The sequence below is a fragment of the Sediminihabitans luteus genome (assembly GCF_002797595.1).
In the GTDB taxonomy this organism is placed as follows: Bacteria; Actinomycetota; Actinomycetes; order Actinomycetales; family Cellulomonadaceae; genus Paraoerskovia; species Paraoerskovia lutea.
Map to the genome: position 1 here is coordinate 81,407 of NZ_PGFE01000004.1, position 16,598 is coordinate 98,004.

The following is a 16,598-nucleotide window of genomic DNA, read 5'->3' on the forward strand; positions in this document are numbered from 1 at the left end:
CGCTGCCGGGAGCAACCGTGTGGGTGCCGCTCGTTAGTGTGCTACTGACGATTCAATCGTCAACTACCTCTGCACACCGCCAGCACGGAGTCTCCATGCCCATCAGTCGCAAGCTCTGGCTCGGGCCGACCGCCCTCGCCGCCACCTGCGTGACCGCGTTCGGGATCGTCGCCGCCCCCGCCGCCGTCGCCGCCGAGTCGTCCGGCCCGTCGATCGACGTCAAGTCCGAGTCGGTCGGCACGGACGGCCGCTACCGCTCGGTCTCGTTCAAGCTGCACGACGCCGACAAGGTCGTCGGCCTCTCGCTCAACGGCACGCCCAAGCCGGTCACCGCGAACCAGTGGTCCGACCTCAACGGCGTCAAGCCCGGCGTCTACGGCGCGGTCGAGGGCGCGAACACGCTCGTCGTGACCGACGCGCTCGGCAACGCGACCACGCTCGTGTTCACGCTCGACACGACGGGGCCGCAGGTCACCGTCAAGGACGGCGCGCTCGGCGCGAACGGCGTCTACCGGAACGTGTCGTTCAAGCTGCACGACGGCGCGAAGGTCGACCGTCTGACGCTCAACGGCGTCGAGAAGGACCTCACGGACAACGTCTGGTCCGACCTCAACGGCGTCAAGCCCGGCACGTTCGGTGCGGTCGAGGGACTCAACAAGCTCGTCGTGACCGACGCGCTCGGCAACGCGACCACGCTCGTGTTCACGCTCGACACGACCGGCCCGGACGCGACCGTCAAGGACGGCGCCGAGGGTGCGGACGGCGTCTACCGGAACGTGTCGTTCAAGCTGCACGACGCGAACAAGGTCGACCGTCTGACGCTCAACGGCGTCGAGAAGGACCTCACGGACAACGTCTGGTCCGACCTCAACGGGGTCAAGCCGGGCGCGTTCGGCGCGGTCGAGGGCCTCAACACGCTCGTGCTGTTCGACGTCGCGGGCAACTCCACGACCGTCACGTTCACGCTCGACACGACCGGCCCCGAGGTCACGGTCAAGCCCGAGTCGGACGGCACGGACGGCGTCTACCGGAACGTGTCGTTCAAGCTGCACGACGCGAACAAGGTTGACCGCCTCACGCTCAACGGCGTCGAGAAGAACCTCACGGACAACGCGTGGTCCGACCTCAACGGGGTCAAGCCCGGCACGTTCGGTGCGGTCGAGGGCCTCAACACGCTCGTGGTGTCCGACGTGCTCGGCAACTCCACGACCGTGACGTTCACGCTCGAGGTCGAGAAGGTCGCCGACACGACCCGCCCGGTCGTGCGCATCGTCACGCCCGAGACCGACGCCGTCGTCACGAGCGCCGCCGCGGGCGACGTCCAGATCGACGCGTCGGACGACACGAGCCTGCGCCGCGTCGCCGCGAACCTGTACTACAAGGACGGCGGGTTCTTCAAGAACATCGGCTCGACGTCCGCCACGACCGCGCTCGCCTCGGCGGCGTGGAACGGCGGCTGGAAGCTCCCCGCAGGTCTGCCCGAGGGGGTCTACACGATCCGCGCCGGCGCGCACGACACGTCGGACAACTGGGGCGGCGCCGAGCGCACCATCACGGTCGACGACACCGCGCCCGTGCTGTCGGTCCCGGCGGGCCCGGTGCTCGTGAGCGGAACGCACACGTTCGCCGTCTCGCAGGTCGAGGCCAACCCGGACTGGTCGTACGTCGAAATCGACCAGATCGGCGCCGACGGCAAGTGGGTCAAGAAGGTCGGTCAGCGCTTCGAGGGCGTCAACGACCTCGGCTTCACGGTCGACACCGCGACGCTCGCCGACGGCGTGCGCACGCAGCTCAAGGTCACGTCGGTCGACGCCGCGGGCCACCGCGTGTCCAAGACCGTCGAGGTCGTCGTCGACAACGCCGCCCCCGTGATCTCGGTCCCCGCGGGCCCGGTCCTCGTGGGCGGCACGCACACGTTCGCCGTGTCGCAGGTCGAGGCGCACCCCGAGCGCGCCTACGTCGAGATCGACCAGATCGTCGACGGCAAGTGGGTCAAGAAGGCCGGCCAGTGGTTCACCGGCACCAACGACCTCGCGTTCACGGTCGACACGACCGCGCTCGTCGACGGTGCGCGCACGCAGCTCAAGGTCACGTCGTACGACGCGGCGGGCAACAAGTCCGGCGCGTCGACCGAGGTCGTCGTCGACAACACCGCCCCCGCGATCACGGTCCCGGCCGCGAGCACGGTCAGCGGCACGCACACGTTCGACGTGTCGCAGGTCGAGGCGCACCCCGAGCGCACCTACGTCGAGATCGACCAGATCGTCGACGGCACGTGGGCCAAGAAGTCGGGCCAGTGGTTCACGGGCTCGAACGAGTTCGGCTTCACGGTCGACACCACGGCGCTCGTCGACGGTGCGCGCACGCAGGTCAAGGTGACCTCGTACGACGCGGTCGGCAACAAGTCGAGCGCGACCGTCGAGGTCACGGTCGACAACGCGCCCGCCGCGGTCACGACCCCCGCGACGCCGCTCAAGCCCGCGAAGTTCGATGTGCAGGCAGCGATCAACGCGCTCATCGCGCAGATCCTCAAGATGCTGAGCTCGTTCGGGCGCTGACCCCGCGAGAGCAGCGACACCCGGTGGGGTGCGGTCGTCGACCGCACCCCACCGGTGCGTCACGGCAAGTCTGGTCGCCCTGGTGATGTCTGGTCGATGTCCGATGTCTGGTTGATTCCCGATGCCGGGTTGCGGCCGATAGTGCGGTAGGTACCCTGGCGGACGGCGCGACGAGGCGCCACGACGAACCAGGGGGTTCCAGCATGCGCAGGACCGACCGAACGACCACGAGCCTGACGACCACCGGCCTGACGAGCACGGGCCTGACGATCAGGGTCGGCGCTGGCCGCCGACGCGCGACCCGCATCGTCGCCGCCGCGCTCGCCGCGCTCACGGCGGTCGCTCTCGTCCCCGCCGCGGCGAGCGCCGCGCCCTCGGGACCGAGCCCGGCTGCGGCGTCCGCCACCTGCGCCCCCGGGTTCGGGGAGACGACGGCGTACGGCGGGGGGAGCGTCGTCTCGCACCACGGGCACAACTGGACCGCGCGGTGGTGGACCCAGCGCGAGACGCCGGGCACGACGTCGGTGTGGGTCGACGCCGGGGCGTGCACCGGGGGCACCTCGGACTTCGTGGTGAGCGCCGAGCAGTTCGACGAGATCTTCCCGAACCGCGACCCGTTCTACACCTACGAGGGTCTCGTCGAGGCCCTCAACGCCTACCCGCAGTTCGCGAGCACGGGCACGCGCACGACCCGCACGCAGGAGGCCGCCGCGTTCCTCACGCACGCCGACTTCGAGTCGGTCGGGCTGCGGTACGTCAAGGAGATCAACGCGGCCAACTACTGGATCAAGTGCGACTACTCCCAGCCGTTCGGCTGCCCCGCGGGCCAGGAGGCGTACTACGGCCGCGGGCCGATCATGTTCAGCTGGAACTTCAACTACGACGCCGCCGGCAAGTCCCTCGGCCTCGACCTGCTGAACGACCCGTGGCTCGTCGAGCGCGACCCGGCCGTCGCCTGGGCGACCGCGCTCTGGTACTGGAACACGCAGAACGGCCCCGGCGTCATGACGTCGCACGAGGCGATGGTCAGCGGCGCCGGGTTCGGCCAGACCATCAACTCGCTCAACGGGGCGCTCGAGTGCGACGGCGGCAACCCGGCGTCGGTCGCGAGCCGCGTCGCGCGCTACGAGCGCATCGTCGAGGTGCTGGGCGTCGCGCCGGGCTCCGGCCTGACCTGCTGACCGGACCGTACGCTCGCCGGGTCTCCCGATGACGGGGACCCGGCGAGCGCGCGGGGCCTCGGTCGCCGGGCTCTAGAGGTCGGTCTCCCAGAGGTGCAGGCGCACGTCGTCGCCGTCACCCACCTCGTCCTGGACCAGACGAAGCAGCGTGTGCGCCTCGAGCCGGTGCGGCTCGACCAGCTCGGTGTCGTCCCAGCCGGACTCCCAGTCGGAGTGGTCGTTGAACAGGCGCGCCCAGGACCGGAGCCTCGCCGACGTCGACTCGGACACCGGGAGCTCGCCAGGTTCGGCGGGCCCCGCCTCGTTCCACAGGGGCCACGTGACGGCGTACTCGTTCATGATCTTGATCTGCTTCGGGATACGCGTCCCTCCGGGGCATCGTGCAGGGCGGCGACCATGTGCCACCGGTCCGACCGGATGCAGGCAAGCGCGTGGGCGGCGCTCACCGCTGCCGCGTCTGCCGGGGCGCTCCTGTGCACGGTCCGAGTGTGGCACCCGCGCGTGCCGGGCTGCGACGTGATTCCTGGTGCCGCAGCCCGGCGACGCGCCGTCAGCCCTCGGCCGGCACGGGGCAGGCGACGCCCGTCGAGTGCGTCGGGCAATAGCCAGCGGGGTTCTTGTGCAGGTACTGCTGGTGGTACCCCTCGGCGTAGTAGAACTGCCCGGCCTCGTCGGCCGGGCGCAGCTCGGTCGTGATCGCGCCGTACCCGCTCGCGGCGAGCTTCGCGGCGAACGTCTCGTGCGTCTCGCGCACGACCTTCTCCTGCTCGGGCGTGGTCCAGTACACGGCCGAGCGGTACTGCGTGCCGACGTCGTTGCCCTGGCGGAACCCCTGGGTCGGGTCGTGCTCCTCCCAGAACGCGCGCAGGATCTCGGCGTCCGAGACGACCTGCGGGTCGTACGCGACCATGACGGTCTCGGTGTGCCCGGTGCGGGCCGTGCACACCTCTTCGTAGGTGGGGTGCGGGGTGTACCCGCCCTGGTACCCGACCGCCGTCGTCACGACGCCGGGGAGCTGCCAGAACGCCTTCTCGGCGCCCCAGAAGCAGCCGAGGCCGAGGTAGATCACGCGCGTGCCCTCGGGCCACGGGCCCTGGAGCGGGGTGCCGAGCACGGCGTGCGTGCCGGGGACGACGTCGGGCGGGGTGTCCCGGCCGGCGAGCGCCTTCTCGGGGGCGACCATCTGGGTCTTGAGCGACGAGCCGAACAGTGCCTCGAACATTGATGACCTCCGTACGTGCCGCCGGCCGGGTCGCCGGCGCACACCTGCGCAACGCGGTCCGGTCGGCGGGTGTTCCCGCGAGGCTCCGCGCGGGTCGCGCGCCCCGGCCGTACCCTGTCGGGGTGAACCCATGCCGACCCGCCCGCGTGCTGCCGGCGACCTCCGGGGGTGCCTCGTGATGCGTCGCCGGGGCCGCTCCCGGCCGACCCCGCCCACCGCGCCCCTGCCTGCGCCCGACGCCACCGAGCAGGTGCTGCACGGCACGAACGCGCTGCCGCCGTCGGTGCGCACCGCGGCCGCGTGGTCGTGGAACCTGCTGCTGATCGTGGTGGCGGTCGCCGTCGGGTTCTTCCTGCTCGCCAAGGTCGAGGTCATCGCCGTGCCGGTCGCGGTCGCGGTGCTGCTCACGGTGCTGCTCATGCCGGTCAAGCTGTTCCTGGAGCGGCGTCTGCGGTTCGGCCGCAGCCTCGCGGCGGGCACCGCGCTGATCGGCACGCTGCTGCTCGTGATCGGCCTGATCGTGCTCGCGGGCAGCACGATCGTCGCAGGGTTCCAGGACCTCGCCGACCAGGCGAAGGCCGGGTTCGACGAGTTCCTGTCGTGGCTCTCGGGCCCGCCGCTGCACATCAACGCCTCCGACCTCAGCGGCTACCTCGACGACTTCTCGTCGCAGTTCCTCGGCTCGGACGGCCCGGTCGTCTCGGGCGCGCTGGGCGCCGCCACGACGGTCGGGCACGTCCTCGCGGGCGCCGTCATCGCGCTGTTCTGCACGTTCTTCTTCCTGTACGACGGGCGGATGATCTGGGGCTGGGTCGTGGGCCTGCTGCCCGAGCGCTCGCGCGACTCCGTGCACCAGGCGGGTCGCCGCGGCTTCGTGACCCTCTCGGCGTACACGCGCACGCAGATCCTGGTCGCGTTCGTCGACTCGGTCGGCATCGGCGTCGGTGCGGCGATCCTCGGGGTCCCGCTCGCGGTGCCGCTCGCGATCCTGGTGTTCATGGGCGCGTTCGTCCCGATCGTCGGTGCGCTCCTGAGCGGCACCGTCGCGGTGCTCGTCGCGCTCGTCGCGAACGGCTGGGTCACGGCGCTGATCATGCTGGGCGTGGTGCTGCTCGTGCAGCAGATCGAGGGGCACGTGCTGCAGCCGTTCCTCATGGGCCACGCGCTGTCGCTGCACCCGGTCGCGGTGCTGCTCGCGGTCGCCGCGGGCGGGTTCACCGCCGGGATCGTCGGCGCGCTGTTCGCCGTGCCCGTCGCCGCGGTGCTCAACACCGTGATCCTGTACTTCCACGGGCACGACAAGTTCCCCGAGCTCGGCACGGACGACCACGTCGTGGTCCGCGGGCATACCGTCGCGTCCGCGCCGGCCCGCGTCGTGCAGGACGTCGAGGATGACCTTCGCGCGCAGCGCAAGGCCCCGCCCGGACGACGTCGGTGAGCCCCGCCGTCCACCCTGCGACCCTCGCCGACGTCGAGGACGCCGCCCGCACCCTCGACGGCGTCGCCTACCGCACCCCCGTGCACACCACGCGCGCCCTGAGCGAGCTCGCGGGCGTGCGCGTGCTGCTCAAGTGCGAGAACCTCCAGCGCTCCGGCTCGTTCAAGGTGCGCGGCGCGTACGTGCGCATGGCCCGGCTGAGCGACGCCGAGAAGGCGCGCGGCGTGGTCGCGGCCAGCGCGGGCAACCACGCGCAGGGCGTCGCGCTCGGCGCCGCCGAGCTCGGCATCCGCGCCGTTGTCTACATGCCCGAGGACGCCGCCCTGCCCAAGGTCGCCGCGACGCGCGAGTACGGCGCCGAGGTCCGGCTCGTCGGGTCGACCGTCGACGAGGCCCTCGCCGCCGCCGCGGGCGAGGCCGAGCGCACGGGCGCCGTCATGATCCACCCCTTCGACCACGTCGACGTCATCGCGGGCCAGGGGACCGTGGGCCTCGAGATCCTCGAGCAGGTGCCGGACGTCGGCACCGTCCTCGTCCCGCTCGGCGGCGGCGGTCTCGTGGCCGGGATCGCGACGGCGCTCGCGGAGCGTGCGCCGCACGTGCGGGTCGTCGCGGTGCAGGCCGTGCGGGCCGCGTCGTGGCCGGTGTCGCTCGAGGCGGGTCGGCCCACGAGCGTGCGCCTGCAGTCGACGATGGCCGACGGCATCGCGGTCGGGACGCCCGGCCGGGTCACGTTCGAGGCGCTCGACCGCCTGGGCGTCGAGGTGCGCACCGTGACCGAGGAGGAGACGTCGCGCGCGCTGCTCATGGTCGCCGAGCGCGCCAAGCTCGTGGTCGAGCCCGCGGGGGCCGTGGGCGTCGCGGCGCTCCTGGCCGACCCTGCGGCGTTCAGCGGCGGCGGGACGGTCGTGCCCGTGCTCTCGGGCGGCAACGTCGACCCGCTCGTGCTGCTGCGCGCGCTGCGGCACGGTCTCGCCGCCGCGGGCCGCTACCTGCAGCTGCGTGTGCGGCTCGACGACCGACCTGGCGCTCTTGCCGGGCTGCTCGAGGCCATCGCGGGCGCGGGCGGGAACATCATGCACATCGACCACGCGCGCACCGACATCGACCTGTCGATCGACGAGGCGTGGGTGCAGATGCAGCTCGAGACCAAGGGGCCCGAGCACTGCGACCTCGTGGTCGACCGGCTCCGCGCCGCCGGCTACCGGGTGGTCGCGACCTGATCGGCTCCGGGGACGACGACGGCCGGTGACCAGCGCCTCGGGGGCGCGGTCACCGGCCGTCGTCGGTGCGGGTGGGGTCAGCCCGCGTAGGGCTTGGCCTCGAGGATCTCGACCGCGATCTCGGCGCCGCTCGGGGCGGCGTACGACGTGGTGTCACCCACGGACTTGCCGTTGATCGCGGCACCCAGCGGGGAGGTCGGCGAGTAGACCTTGAGGTCGGTGCCCTCGCCGATCTCGCGCGAGCCGAGCAGGAACGTCATGGGGTCGCCCGCGACGTTCGCGGTCACGACCATGCCGGGCTCGACCAGGCCGTCGTCCGCGGGCGTGCCGATCTGCACGCTGCGGAGCTTCTCGGTGAGCTCACGGATGCGTGCCTCGTTCTTGGCCTGCTCCTCGCGCGCGGCGTGGTAGCCGCCGTTCTCCTTGAGGTCGCCCTCGTCGCGCGCGGCGGCGATGCGCTCGGCGATCTCGACACGGCCCTCGCCGGACAGCTGGTCCAGCTCGGACTTCAGGCGGTCGTACGCCTCCTGGGTCAGCCAGGTGACAGGGGTCTCGGTCACGGGTCGCTCCTTTCAGATGATGCGTCGGGGCGCGCGCTCTCGCGGTCGTGCGGGTGGGTGCCCGTCCGGTCCGGTCGATGGCGCAGGTGCGCCGCGTGGCCCCGCTCGTCAGCGGTCGTCGGCCACGTCAGGGGCGGCGTCGGAATCCCACAGGGTACCAAATCGGCGGATCGGCGCGGCGGAGCGCCGGTCCCGGGCGTGTTCGGGCACGGTGCGGGGACCGCGCGTCCGCGGTCCGACACGCCCGTTCGTGCCTGCCCACCAGCAGCGAGCGCCACGATCGGGCCCCTTCCGGAGTCCATGAGAGGGCCGGAACGTGACGCTCGCGCGGCATCGGGCTCGACCGAGGGCGAGGTGCCGTCCCCGGAACGCGCCCGCCCGGGCCTCAGTCGGCCAGGTCGCAGACCGTCACGTTCCCGGTCGTGGCCTCCTCGGACGTCGCGACACTCACGGTGTAGCGCGCGGTGCGGGCCTCGTTCGGTCCGACGGTGACGTCGATCGACCCGACCTGCGCGAACGACGGGTTCATCGCGTCGATCGTGCAGGTCGCGACCGACCCGGGCTCCATGGTCACGTCGAACGTGACGTCGACCTGCTCGGGCGAGACGACCTCGAACCCGTAGCCCTTCCACTCGACCGAGCCGGTCGCGTTGTCGACCGCGATCCACGCGACCACGGCCGTGCCCAGCACGCAGAAGACCGTGATCGCGACCGCGTACCAGCTGACCACGCGTCGTCCGACCCGCAGGCCCGGGCGCGAGCCGGGGGCGACGCCGTAGCGGCCCGCGGGCAGGGCCGGCGCGGGAGCCTCGGCGCCGGGCGCGTGCTGGTCGGTGGTCTCGGGGTCGGGCGTGCTGCGGTCCATGTGATCAACCAGTGCTCGTGCGGGTACGCGGGGCGGTGCAGGGTGCGCGATCATTGTGCCTGACCTTCGTCGCGCCCCGATCATCGGGCGCTCCGGACCCGAGGAGGACACCGTGGCCGAGCAGGCCCCCGCAGCACCCACGACCGCAGGCGGCGACCCGCTGCGACTCATGGCGGTGCACGCGCACCCCGACGACGAGTCGAGCAAGGGTGCCGCGACCACCGCGCGCTACGCGGCCGAGGGGGTCGAGGTGCTGGTCGTGACCTGCACGGGCGGCGAACGCGGCGACATCCTCAACCCGTCGTTCGGCGAGGCCCCCGGCACGCCCGAGGAGATGGCGGCGCTGCGCCGCGACGAGATGGCCGCTGCCGCCGCCGCGCTCGGCGTGCGCCAGCACTGGCTCGGGTTCGTCGACTCCGGGCTGCCCGAGGGCGACCCGCTGCCGCCGCTGCCCGAGGGCTGCTTCGGCCTCGTGCCGCTCGAGGAGGCGGCCGCGCCGCTCGTCGAGCTCGTGCGCGAGTTCCGCCCGCACGTCATCACGACGTACGACCCGTCGGGCGGGTACCCGCACCCCGACCACATCAAGTGCCACGACGTGTCGTTCGAGGCGTTCGCCGCGGCGGGCGACCCGGAGCGCTACGTGGTGGACGGCGGGGCGCCGGCCTGGACCCCGAGCAAGCTCTACTACAACCACGACTTCTCGATGAACCGCATCCGTGCGGTGCACGAGGCGTGCGTCGCGGCGGGCATCGAGTCGCCGTTCGGCGAGTGGGTCGAGCGCCGCGAGGCGCGCGAGATCCCCGAGCGCGAGGTCACCACGCGCATCGAGATCGCGGGCTTCACCGACCAGCGCGACGCGGCCCTGCGCGCGCACGCGACGCAGATCGACCCCGCCGGGTTCTTCTTCGCGATCCCGCGCGACTTCGAGCTCGAGGTCTGGCCGTGGGAGGAGTACGAGCTCGCGGAGTCCCGCGTGCGCGTCGACCGCGCCGACGGCGAGTACGAGACCGACCTGTTCGCGGGCCTGCGTCCGGGCGACGCCGCATGATCGCGCACGCGACGGCGAGCCTGCTCTCCGGGCTCGCGGCGGTCACGCCCACGCCGTCCCCGAGCGGGTCGCCCGACCCGCTCCAGCCCCAGCTCGACCCGTACCAGGTCTCGCCGGGCCTCGTCGGGTTCCTCGCGATCTTCGCGGTCGCGGTCGCCGCGGTGTTCCTGTTCCTGTCGATGACCAAGCACATGCGGCGCGCGACGCACAACGACCGCGTGCGCCGCGAGCGGGAGGTCGCGGCCTCGGCCGAGGCGCTGAGCGACGCTCCCACGACGACGACGGGGGCGGACGACGGTGCCGCGGCCGGTCCGTCGTCCGACGGTGAGGGCGAGGGCCGGGACGGCAAGGCTCGTGACGGCGGCGACGCCTCCGGCACCGACGACCCGTCCGGCACCGACGACCCGCCGGCGGGGCGGGCCTGACGTGAGCGTGCGGGTCTCGCTCGGGCAGCTCGCGGTCTCGGACGACCACGCCGCGAACCGGCACGTCGTGGCGACCGCGTTCCGCACGGCCGCCGCCGTGCGCTCGCAGCTGCTCGTGCTGCCCGAGTACGCCTCGGGGTACGACCCCGCCGGGGTGGGGCGCGAGCACGCCGAGCCGCTCGACGGGCCGTTCGTGACGATGCTGCGCGAGAAGGCCCGCGCGCACGGCACCGCGGTGGTCGCGGGGACGACGCTCCCGGGCGCGTCCCCGGATCGCGCGGTCAACGCGGTGGTCGCGGTCGACGCGACGGGCGAGCTCGTAGGCGCCTACCGCAAGGTGCACCTCTACGACGCGTTCGGGCACCGCGAGTCCGACCGCCTCGAGCCCGGTCCGGTGGACGCCCCGCCGCTCGTGCTCGACGTCGGCGAGCTGCGGTTCGGCGTCATGACCTGCTACGACCTGCGGTTCCCCGAGTCGGCGCGCCGGCTCGTCGACGCCGGGGCCGACGTCCTGCTCGTGCCTGCGGCGTGGGCCGCGGGGCCGGGCAAGGCCGACCAGTGGCGCACGCTCGCGCGGGCGCGGGCGATCGAGAACACGGCGGTCGTCGTGGCGGTCGGGCAGGTGGGCCGGGGTGTCACGGGCCGGTCGCTGCTCGTCGGCCCGGACGGCGAGGTGGGTCTCGAGCTCGGGACCGACCCCGAGATCCGCACGGCCGACCTCGACCCGGCCGAGCTCGCCGCGGTGCGCGAGCGCAACCCGTCGCTCGCGAACCGGCGCTACGCGGTCGTGCCGCGGGGCTGAGGCAGCCCCGCACGCACCTCGTCGACGAGCGTGCGCGCGGCCTCGACGGTCGCGGCGAGCTGCTCCGGCGTGCTCCCGAGGGTGCCGAGCAGGGCACGTGCGCGGTCGGCGAAGCCCGGCGGTGTGCCGGGCAGGGCTCCGGCGACGTCGAGCGCGCCCTTCTCGTTGAGGCACCACCGGCCGTGCGCGGCGTGCAGCGACTGCACGAGCACGCCGACGGCGCGCGCGAGGCAGAGCGCGACGTAGAGGGTGTCGGCGCGGGCGGCGCCCTTGGTCGCGGAGCCGACGAGGAACGACGCCTCCCACGCCGCGGCGACGAGGGCCTCGCGCAGCGGCTCGGGGTAGCGGGCTGACGCCCGGAGGTCGGTCAGCGTGCCCGTCGGGTCGGCGAGGACCTGCCCGAGCGCGACCTCCCCGGCGTAGCAGGGCGACCAGAACCCGAGCGGGTGCCCCACCTGGGTGCCCACCTCGAAGCGGCCCGCGCGGCAGTCGGCCCAGACCTGCTCGACGCGGTCGAGGTCCCGCAGGATCCAGTCGACGGGGGTGCCGTCGACGACCAGCCAGGCGCCGCCGTCGACCCACGGACCCCACGACCCCGGCCCGGCGATCTCGACCTCTGGCCCGGCGAGCGCCTGCAGCGCGTCGAGGTCGAGCGGCCCGCGGTAGTAGACGCCGAGGTCCCAGTCGGAGTCGGGTCGGTGCTCGCCGCGGGCGCGGCTGCCGCCGAGCATGACGCCGACGACGCCCGGGACGTCGACGAGCCGGCCGGCCATGGTCGTGATGGTCTCTCGCACGGGTCGATCGTCGCAGCGATCACGCTCTGAGGGACAACGAATTGCGGTGCGGCCGGATCAGCTCGTCGCGGCGACCGCGAGCGCGATCGCCGTGAAGTGGCAGACGTACCCGACCACCGTCAGCGAGTGGAACACCTCGTGGAACCCGAACCAGCGCGGGCTCGGATTGGGCCGCTTGATGCCGTAGACGACGGCGCCGAGCGTGTAGGCGAGCCCGCCAGCGATCACGAGCCACATGACGGCGGGGCCGCCGGCGCGGCCGAACTCGGGCAGGAACCACACGGCGACCCAGCCGAGCGCGACGTAGATGGGCACGTAGACCCAGCGGGGTGCGTTGAGGAACACGATGCGTGCGGCGAGCCCGAGCAGGGCGCCGGACCACACGACGATCAGCAGGATCCGGGCGGTGTCCGGGGGGAGCAGCAGGACCGCGAGCGGGGTGTAGGTGCCGGCGATGATCAGGAAGATGTTCGAGTGGTCGGCGCGCCGCAGCACGGCGGCGACGCGGGGCGACCAGGTGCCGCGGTGGTAGACGGCGCTCGTGCCGAACAGCAGGCACGCGCTGACGCCGAACACCGCGCACGAGACCTTGCCGGCCGTGGTGGGGGCGAGGACGACGAGCACGATCGACGCGACGAGCGCGAGCGGGAACGTACCCGCGTGGATCCAGCCGCGCAGGCGGGGCTTGACGGCCGCAGCGACGTCCGCGACGACCTCGCGCAGGGTCTCCGGTGCGCTCTCGCGGTTCTCGTCGTTCACGGTGCTCCTCGCGTCGTCGGGGGCGCGTGCCGACCCCTACCTACGGAATCGTAGGTTACGCCACCGTAGGTTTGCGACCCCCGGTGTGAATGTTGTGTGCCAGCCTGCCCGACGTCGTCCGGCGGCGCGCGGCGCTCCGGTACCGTTGCCCCGATCCACCGGACGACCGAAGGAACGCCGTGCGCCTGCCCCACCCGCTGTACAACCTCTACGAGCGGCGGCTCGCGGCGTCGATCGACGCGTCCGAGATGCCCCGCCACGTCGGGGTGATCCTCGACGGGAACCGGCGCTGGGCCAAGTCGTTCGGCGAGCCCGCGGCGCACGGGCACCGCCGGGGCGCCGACAAGATCGCGGACTTCCTCGGCTGGAGCGAGGAGCTCGGCATCGAGGTCGTGACGCTGTGGATGCTCTCGACCGACAACCTCTCGCGCTCGCCGCAGGAGCTCGCGGCGCTGCTGCCGATCATCGAGGACGCCGTGCGTTCGCTCGCCGCGAGCGGGCGCTGGCGCGTGCGCGTCGTGGGTCGCATCGACCTGCTGCCCGAGCGCGTCGCGGTCGCGCTGCGCGAGGCCGAGCAGAGCACGCTCGACGTTGCGGGCCTCGAGGTCAACGTGGCCATCGGCTACGGCGGCCGGCACGAGATCGCGGACGCCGTGCGCGACCTCCTGCGCGAGCAGGCCGCCGAGGGGCGCTCGCTCGAGGACGTCGCCGAGATCGTCGACGTCGACCACATCCAGGCCCACCTGTACACCAAGGGTCAGCCCGACCCGGAGCTGCTGATCCGCACCTCGGGCGAGCAGCGGCTCAGCGGGTTCCTGCTGTGGCAGAGCGCGCAGTCCGAGTTCTACTTCTGCGAGGCGCACTGGCCCGACTTCCGGCGCGTCGACTACCTGCGCGCCCTGCGCGCGTTCTCGCTGCGCGAGCGCCGGCTCGGGCGGTAGCCCGCCCCGGCGCGCGGTGCCGTGGTTGGATCGGCTCATGTCGACCGACCTGCCCGACGACGCCGCGCTGACGCCGCGCGCGCACCGCTCCGCCGCGGCCTGGGAGTCGTTGTTCCGCGCGCAGGTCGCGCTCATGCGCAGGTTCCAGGCCGAGGACGTCTGGGACGAGCTGAGCCTGCGCGAGTACGACGTGCTGTTCACGCTCTCGACCTTCCCGGACGCCGCCGCCCGGCTGCGCGACGTCAACGAACGGATCCTGCTGAGCCAGCCGTCGCTGAGCCGCATGGTCGACCGTCTCGCCGAGCGCGGTCTGGTCGAGCGCCGCGCCGCGCCCGACGACGCCCGCGGCACCGTGGTCGCGCTGACCGCCGAGGGCTCGCGCCTGCAGAAGCGCATCGGCCGTCGGCACGTGCGTTCGATCGACGCGGCCGTGGGCGCGGTGCTCGACGACGACGAGCTCGCCGAGCTGCAACGCCTGACGGACAAGCTGCGCGGGTACTGACGGGTACTGACGGGTACTGACGGGCACTGACGGGCGCGGACGGGTACTCGTGTCGCCGTACGGCGACTCCGCTGCGCCGTCCAGGATCGTCGACGGTGCGCCGGTCTCGGAGCTCCGTCCGCGCACCTGCGGACCACAAGCGGTGGGCTGCGGCTGACCTGGCCCGCCCGCGCGCCGAGCTCGCGGCCCGCGCGGGAGTCAGCCGGCCGTCTCGAGCACGGCCTCCGCGCGCTCGGGGGTCCCGTCGGCGAGGTCGCGCTCGATCCCGCGGCGCGAGACCGCGAGCATCACGAGACCGACGACGAACACCAGGATCTCGGTCACCGTGAGCGCCCAGATGATGCCGGGCATCCCGAACAGGTGGTCGCCCAGCAGCACGATCGGGATGAACAGCACGCCCTGCGCGAGGGACATCGTCACCGCGGACGTCGCGCGCCCGGTCGCCTGGAACAGCGACGTCATGAGGCCGGTGAACCCGTTGACGACGGTCGCGACGAGCTGGGCGGTGAGGATCGTGACCCCGATCGAGAGCAACGAGGCGTCGTCGGAGAAGATCGAGAAGACCTGCTCGCGCAGCACGAGCACGGTGGTCGAGAACACCAGCACGACCGCTCCGACCGTGAGTGCCGAGGCGCGCAGTGCCGCGAGCATCCGCGCACGGTCGCCCTTGCCGAACGTGTAGGCGAGCAGCGGCAGCACGCCGAGCGTGACGCCCATGACGAGGAACTCGGGGACCTGCGCGATGCGCACCGCGACGCCCATCGCCGCGAGCGGGCCGTCGCCGTAGGCTGCGGCGAGGTTGTTGAGCACGAGCGACGTGACGATCAGGAACCCGGACTGGAGCAGCTCGCTGCTGCCGACGCCCAGCACCGGCCGCAGCACGGTCGGCGCGAGGGTGAACCAGCGCGGGGCGAGGCTCGTGTGCTCGCTGTGACGGTGCAGCCACAGCGCGAAGTAGCCGACGACCGCGAGGTTGGACAGGCCTGTCGCGAGCGCCACGCCCGCGGCGCCCTGGTGCAGCACGAGGATCAGGAGCGCGTCGAGCAGCACGTTGAGCACCGCCGAGCCCACGAGCGCGACCATGACCTGCCGCGCGGCGCCCTCGGCGCGCACGAGCTGCTCGAGGCAGAACGCCCCTGCGAGCACGGGGACGAACAGCAGCATGACCATGACGTACGACGTCGTGGCGTCCTGCGTCGCGGCGTCGGCGCCCAGGAGCGACACGAGCGGGTCGAGCAGCAGCAGGCCGCCGAGGGCGAGCGCGGCGCCCGTGGCGACGGCGCCCCAGAACGACGTCGAGGTGACGCCGCGGATGCCGGCCGCCCGGGACGGGTCCTGCTCGGACTCGCCGAGCAGGCGCGAGACGAGCGCGCCGCCGCCGACGCCGAACATGCCGCCGACCCCCATCACGAGGCCGAGGAGCGGGGTGCCGAGCGTGATCGCGGCGAGCAGCGCGGTGTCGTGCTGGGAGCCGACGAACCCTGCGTTGATGACGTTGTAGAGCGCGCCGACGATCATCGCGGCGGCCATAGGGATGCACAGGTGTGCGAGAGCGCTGAGGATCGGCGCGGTCGACAGGTACCAGCGGTTGGTGCCCGGGGCAGGGGCCTTGGCTGCAGGTGTCGCAGGGGCGTGTGTCTCAGGGGCGTGTGTCTCAGGGGTGAGGGAGGTCATGGCGTGCTCCATCCGGGCAGGCCGCGGCGCACGCCGGGGGAGCGGCGCGTCAGGGCATGGCGATGTGGGGTGAGGGTGGTGCGGCCGCGCGGGGCGGTCGGGGAACGGTCAGCGACTGAGAACGGGCAGCATCAGGGCGCGTCAGCGCGTGGGCGGCGGGAGCGCCGCCGTGATCCGGCGCAGCAGCTCGTGCAGCTGGGCGCGCTCGGTCGCGTCGAGGGGCGCGAGGATCTTCTCCTCGATCGCCGCGACGGCGGGTTCGAACCCGGCGACGAGCGCGGCCCCCTCGGGGGTCGCGTGCACGCGCTTGCTGCGCACGTCGCCGGGCTCGGTGCGGCGTTCGACGAGGCCGCGGCGCTCGAGCCCCTGCAGGAGGCTCGAGACGCTCGCGGGCGTCGTGCGGCTGACCTGCGCGATGTCGCGCTGGATCGCGCCGGGGTTCTTGACGAGATAGCCGAGCACGAAGGCCTGCTCCCGGGTGAGCCCGCGCTCGCGGACCCACTCCTCGCCGGCCTGCATCTGCGCCCAGCTGATCCAGCGCAGCAGGCCGAGGGGCGTGTCGAACCGGGTCTCGTCCTCGCTCATGATTAGAACTCTAACTGTTTG

General features: G+C 72.8%; 17 protein-coding genes. 9 read left to right on the forward strand and 8 right to left on the reverse strand.

Translation table 11 applies throughout. The features are described 5' to 3' along the window. Positions 1 to 95 precede the first annotated feature (95 nt). Both CLV28_RS15850 and CLV28_RS11890 read left to right on the forward strand, forming a co-directional pair. Positions 96 to 2,558 (forward strand): Ig-like domain-containing protein, encoded by a 2,463-nt coding sequence (locus CLV28_RS15850; RefSeq protein ID WP_203968170.1) that lies wholly within the window; start codon positions 96 to 98, stop codon positions 2,556 to 2,558. 203 nt (positions 2,559 to 2,761) lie between these two features. Beyond that, a complete protein-coding gene (locus CLV28_RS11890) occupies positions 2,762 to 3,739 on the forward strand; it encodes a glycoside hydrolase family 19 protein (protein ID WP_170062668.1) in 978 nt (325 codons plus the stop codon). 72 nt (positions 3,740 to 3,811) lie between these two features. Here the strand turns inward: CLV28_RS11890 and CLV28_RS11895 are convergent, their stop codons facing one another. Further along, positions 3,812 to 4,078: a hypothetical protein gene (locus tag CLV28_RS11895; RefSeq protein ID WP_100423551.1), complete on the reverse strand. Its 267-nt coding sequence runs from the start codon at positions 4,076 to 4,078 to the stop codon at positions 3,812 to 3,814. A 211-nt stretch (positions 4,079 to 4,289) separates the two neighbouring features. Next, the gene (msrA, locus tag CLV28_RS11900) at positions 4,290 to 4,961 is read right to left on the reverse strand and encodes a peptide-methionine (S)-S-oxide reductase MsrA (protein ID WP_100423552.1); all 672 of its coding nucleotides are present in this window, start codon (positions 4,959 to 4,961) and stop codon (positions 4,290 to 4,292) included. Between the two features lie 130 nt (positions 4,962 to 5,091). Between msrA and CLV28_RS11905 the strand changes: the two genes are divergently transcribed. Both CLV28_RS11905 and ilvA read left to right on the forward strand, forming a co-directional pair. After that, positions 5,092 to 6,399, forward strand: coding sequence for an AI-2E family transporter (locus tag CLV28_RS11905; RefSeq protein ID WP_239073217.1), 1,308 nt, complete (start codon positions 5,092 to 5,094; stop codon positions 6,397 to 6,399). Further along, positions 6,396 to 7,622: a threonine ammonia-lyase gene (gene ilvA, locus CLV28_RS11910; RefSeq protein ID WP_100423553.1), complete on the forward strand. Its 1,227-nt coding sequence runs from the start codon at positions 6,396 to 6,398 to the stop codon at positions 7,620 to 7,622. Before CLV28_RS11905 ends, ilvA begins: the two co-directional genes overlap by 4 nt. Positions 7,623 to 7,699: 77 nt before the next feature. Here ilvA and greA read toward each other — a convergent pair whose 3' ends face one another. Both greA and CLV28_RS11920 read right to left on the reverse strand, forming a co-directional pair. Beyond that, positions 7,700 to 8,182: a transcription elongation factor GreA gene (gene greA / locus CLV28_RS11915; RefSeq protein WP_100423554.1), complete on the reverse strand. Its 483-nt coding sequence runs from the start codon at positions 8,180 to 8,182 to the stop codon at positions 7,700 to 7,702. Between the two features lie 385 nt (positions 8,183 to 8,567). Next, the gene (locus tag CLV28_RS11920) at positions 8,568 to 9,047 is read right to left on the reverse strand and encodes a DUF4307 domain-containing protein (protein ID WP_100423555.1); all 480 of its coding nucleotides are present in this window, start codon (positions 9,045 to 9,047) and stop codon (positions 8,568 to 8,570) included. 169 nt (positions 9,048 to 9,216) lie between these two features. Between CLV28_RS11920 and mca the strand changes: the two genes are divergently transcribed. From mca to CLV28_RS11935, 3 genes are read left to right on the forward strand one after another with little or no spacing between them, the layout of a single operon-like run. Continuing rightward, positions 9,217 to 10,095 carry a mycothiol conjugate amidase Mca gene (gene mca / locus CLV28_RS11925; protein ID WP_100423736.1) on the forward strand — a complete coding sequence of 293 codons (879 nt, stop codon included), beginning with the start codon at positions 9,217 to 9,219 and terminating at the stop codon, positions 10,093 to 10,095. After that, positions 10,092 to 10,520 (forward strand): hypothetical protein, encoded by a 429-nt coding sequence (locus CLV28_RS11930; RefSeq protein ID WP_100423556.1) that lies wholly within the window; start codon positions 10,092 to 10,094, stop codon positions 10,518 to 10,520. The genes mca and CLV28_RS11930 overlap by 4 nt, the downstream gene beginning before the upstream one ends. A 1-nt stretch (position 10,521) precedes the next feature. Further along, entirely contained in the window at positions 10,522 to 11,322 is an 801-nt protein-coding gene (locus CLV28_RS11935) for a carbon-nitrogen hydrolase family protein (RefSeq protein WP_203968171.1), read from the forward strand. Here CLV28_RS11935 and CLV28_RS11940 read toward each other — a convergent pair. Then, positions 11,298 to 12,116: a nucleotidyltransferase domain-containing protein gene (locus CLV28_RS11940; RefSeq protein ID WP_239073218.1), complete on the reverse strand. Its 819-nt coding sequence runs from the start codon at positions 12,114 to 12,116 to the stop codon at positions 11,298 to 11,300. The genes CLV28_RS11935 and CLV28_RS11940 overlap by 25 nt on opposite strands. A gap of 57 nt (positions 12,117 to 12,173) precedes the next feature. Further along, complete coding sequence (gene trhA / locus CLV28_RS11945; RefSeq protein ID WP_100423558.1) at positions 12,174 to 12,875, reverse strand: PAQR family membrane homeostasis protein TrhA; 702 nt, start codon at positions 12,873 to 12,875, stop codon at positions 12,174 to 12,176. Positions 12,876 to 13,054: 179 nt separating this feature from the next. On the opposite strand from trhA, the gene CLV28_RS11950 reads away from it, so the two are divergent. Together CLV28_RS11950 and CLV28_RS11955 are read left to right on the forward strand one after the other, a co-directional pair. Beyond that, positions 13,055 to 13,816, forward strand: coding sequence for an isoprenyl transferase (locus CLV28_RS11950; protein ID WP_100423559.1), 762 nt, complete (start codon positions 13,055 to 13,057; stop codon positions 13,814 to 13,816). Between the two features lie 37 nt (positions 13,817 to 13,853). Next, entirely contained in the window at positions 13,854 to 14,318 is a 465-nt protein-coding gene (locus tag CLV28_RS11955) for a MarR family winged helix-turn-helix transcriptional regulator (RefSeq protein ID WP_100423560.1), read from the forward strand. A 198-nt stretch (positions 14,319 to 14,516) separates the two neighbouring features. Here CLV28_RS11955 and CLV28_RS11960 read toward each other — a convergent pair whose 3' ends face one another. Together CLV28_RS11960 and CLV28_RS11965 are read right to left on the reverse strand one after the other, a co-directional pair. After that, on the reverse strand, positions 14,517 to 15,848 hold the full coding sequence (locus CLV28_RS11960) for an MATE family efflux transporter (protein ID WP_244900160.1): 1,332 nt from the start codon (positions 15,846 to 15,848) through the stop codon (positions 14,517 to 14,519). A 285-nt stretch (positions 15,849 to 16,133) separates the two neighbouring features. After that, a complete protein-coding gene (locus CLV28_RS11965) occupies positions 16,134 to 16,577 on the reverse strand; it encodes a MarR family winged helix-turn-helix transcriptional regulator (protein ID WP_100423562.1) in 444 nt (147 codons plus the stop codon). Positions 16,578 to 16,598 lie beyond the last annotated feature (21 nt).

Excerpts from the sequence above, each read along its gene's own strand:
- CLV28_RS15850 (WP_203968170.1), top strand. The coding sequence starts at position 96 with ATGCCCATCAGTCGCAAGCTCTGGCTCGGGCCGACCGCCCTCGCCGCC.
- CLV28_RS11890 (WP_170062668.1), top strand. The coding sequence starts at position 2,762 with ATGCGCAGGACCGACCGAACGACCACGAGCCTGACGACCACCGGCCTG.
- CLV28_RS11895 (WP_100423551.1), bottom strand. The coding sequence starts at position 4,078 with ATGAACGAGTACGCCGTCACGTGGCCCCTGTGGAACGAGGCGGGGCCC.
- msrA (WP_100423552.1), bottom strand. The coding sequence starts at position 4,961 with ATGTTCGAGGCACTGTTCGGCTCGTCGCTCAAGACCCAGATGGTCGCC.
- CLV28_RS11905 (WP_239073217.1), top strand. The coding sequence starts at position 5,092 with ATGCCGACCCGCCCGCGTGCTGCCGGCGACCTCCGGGGGTGCCTCGTG.
- CLV28_RS11920 (WP_100423555.1), bottom strand. The coding sequence starts at position 9,047 with ATGGACCGCAGCACGCCCGACCCCGAGACCACCGACCAGCACGCGCCC.
- mca (WP_100423736.1), top strand. The coding sequence starts at position 9,217 with ATGGCGGTGCACGCGCACCCCGACGACGAGTCGAGCAAGGGTGCCGCG.
- CLV28_RS11930 (WP_100423556.1), top strand. The coding sequence starts at position 10,092 with ATGATCGCGCACGCGACGGCGAGCCTGCTCTCCGGGCTCGCGGCGGTC.
- CLV28_RS11955 (WP_100423560.1), top strand. The coding sequence starts at position 13,854 with ATGTCGACCGACCTGCCCGACGACGCCGCGCTGACGCCGCGCGCGCAC.
- CLV28_RS11960 (WP_244900160.1), bottom strand. The coding sequence starts at position 15,848 with ATGGCCGCCGCGATGATCGTCGGCGCGCTCTACAACGTCATCAACGCA.
- CLV28_RS11965 (WP_100423562.1), bottom strand. The coding sequence starts at position 16,577 with ATGAGCGAGGACGAGACCCGGTTCGACACGCCCCTCGGCCTGCTGCGC.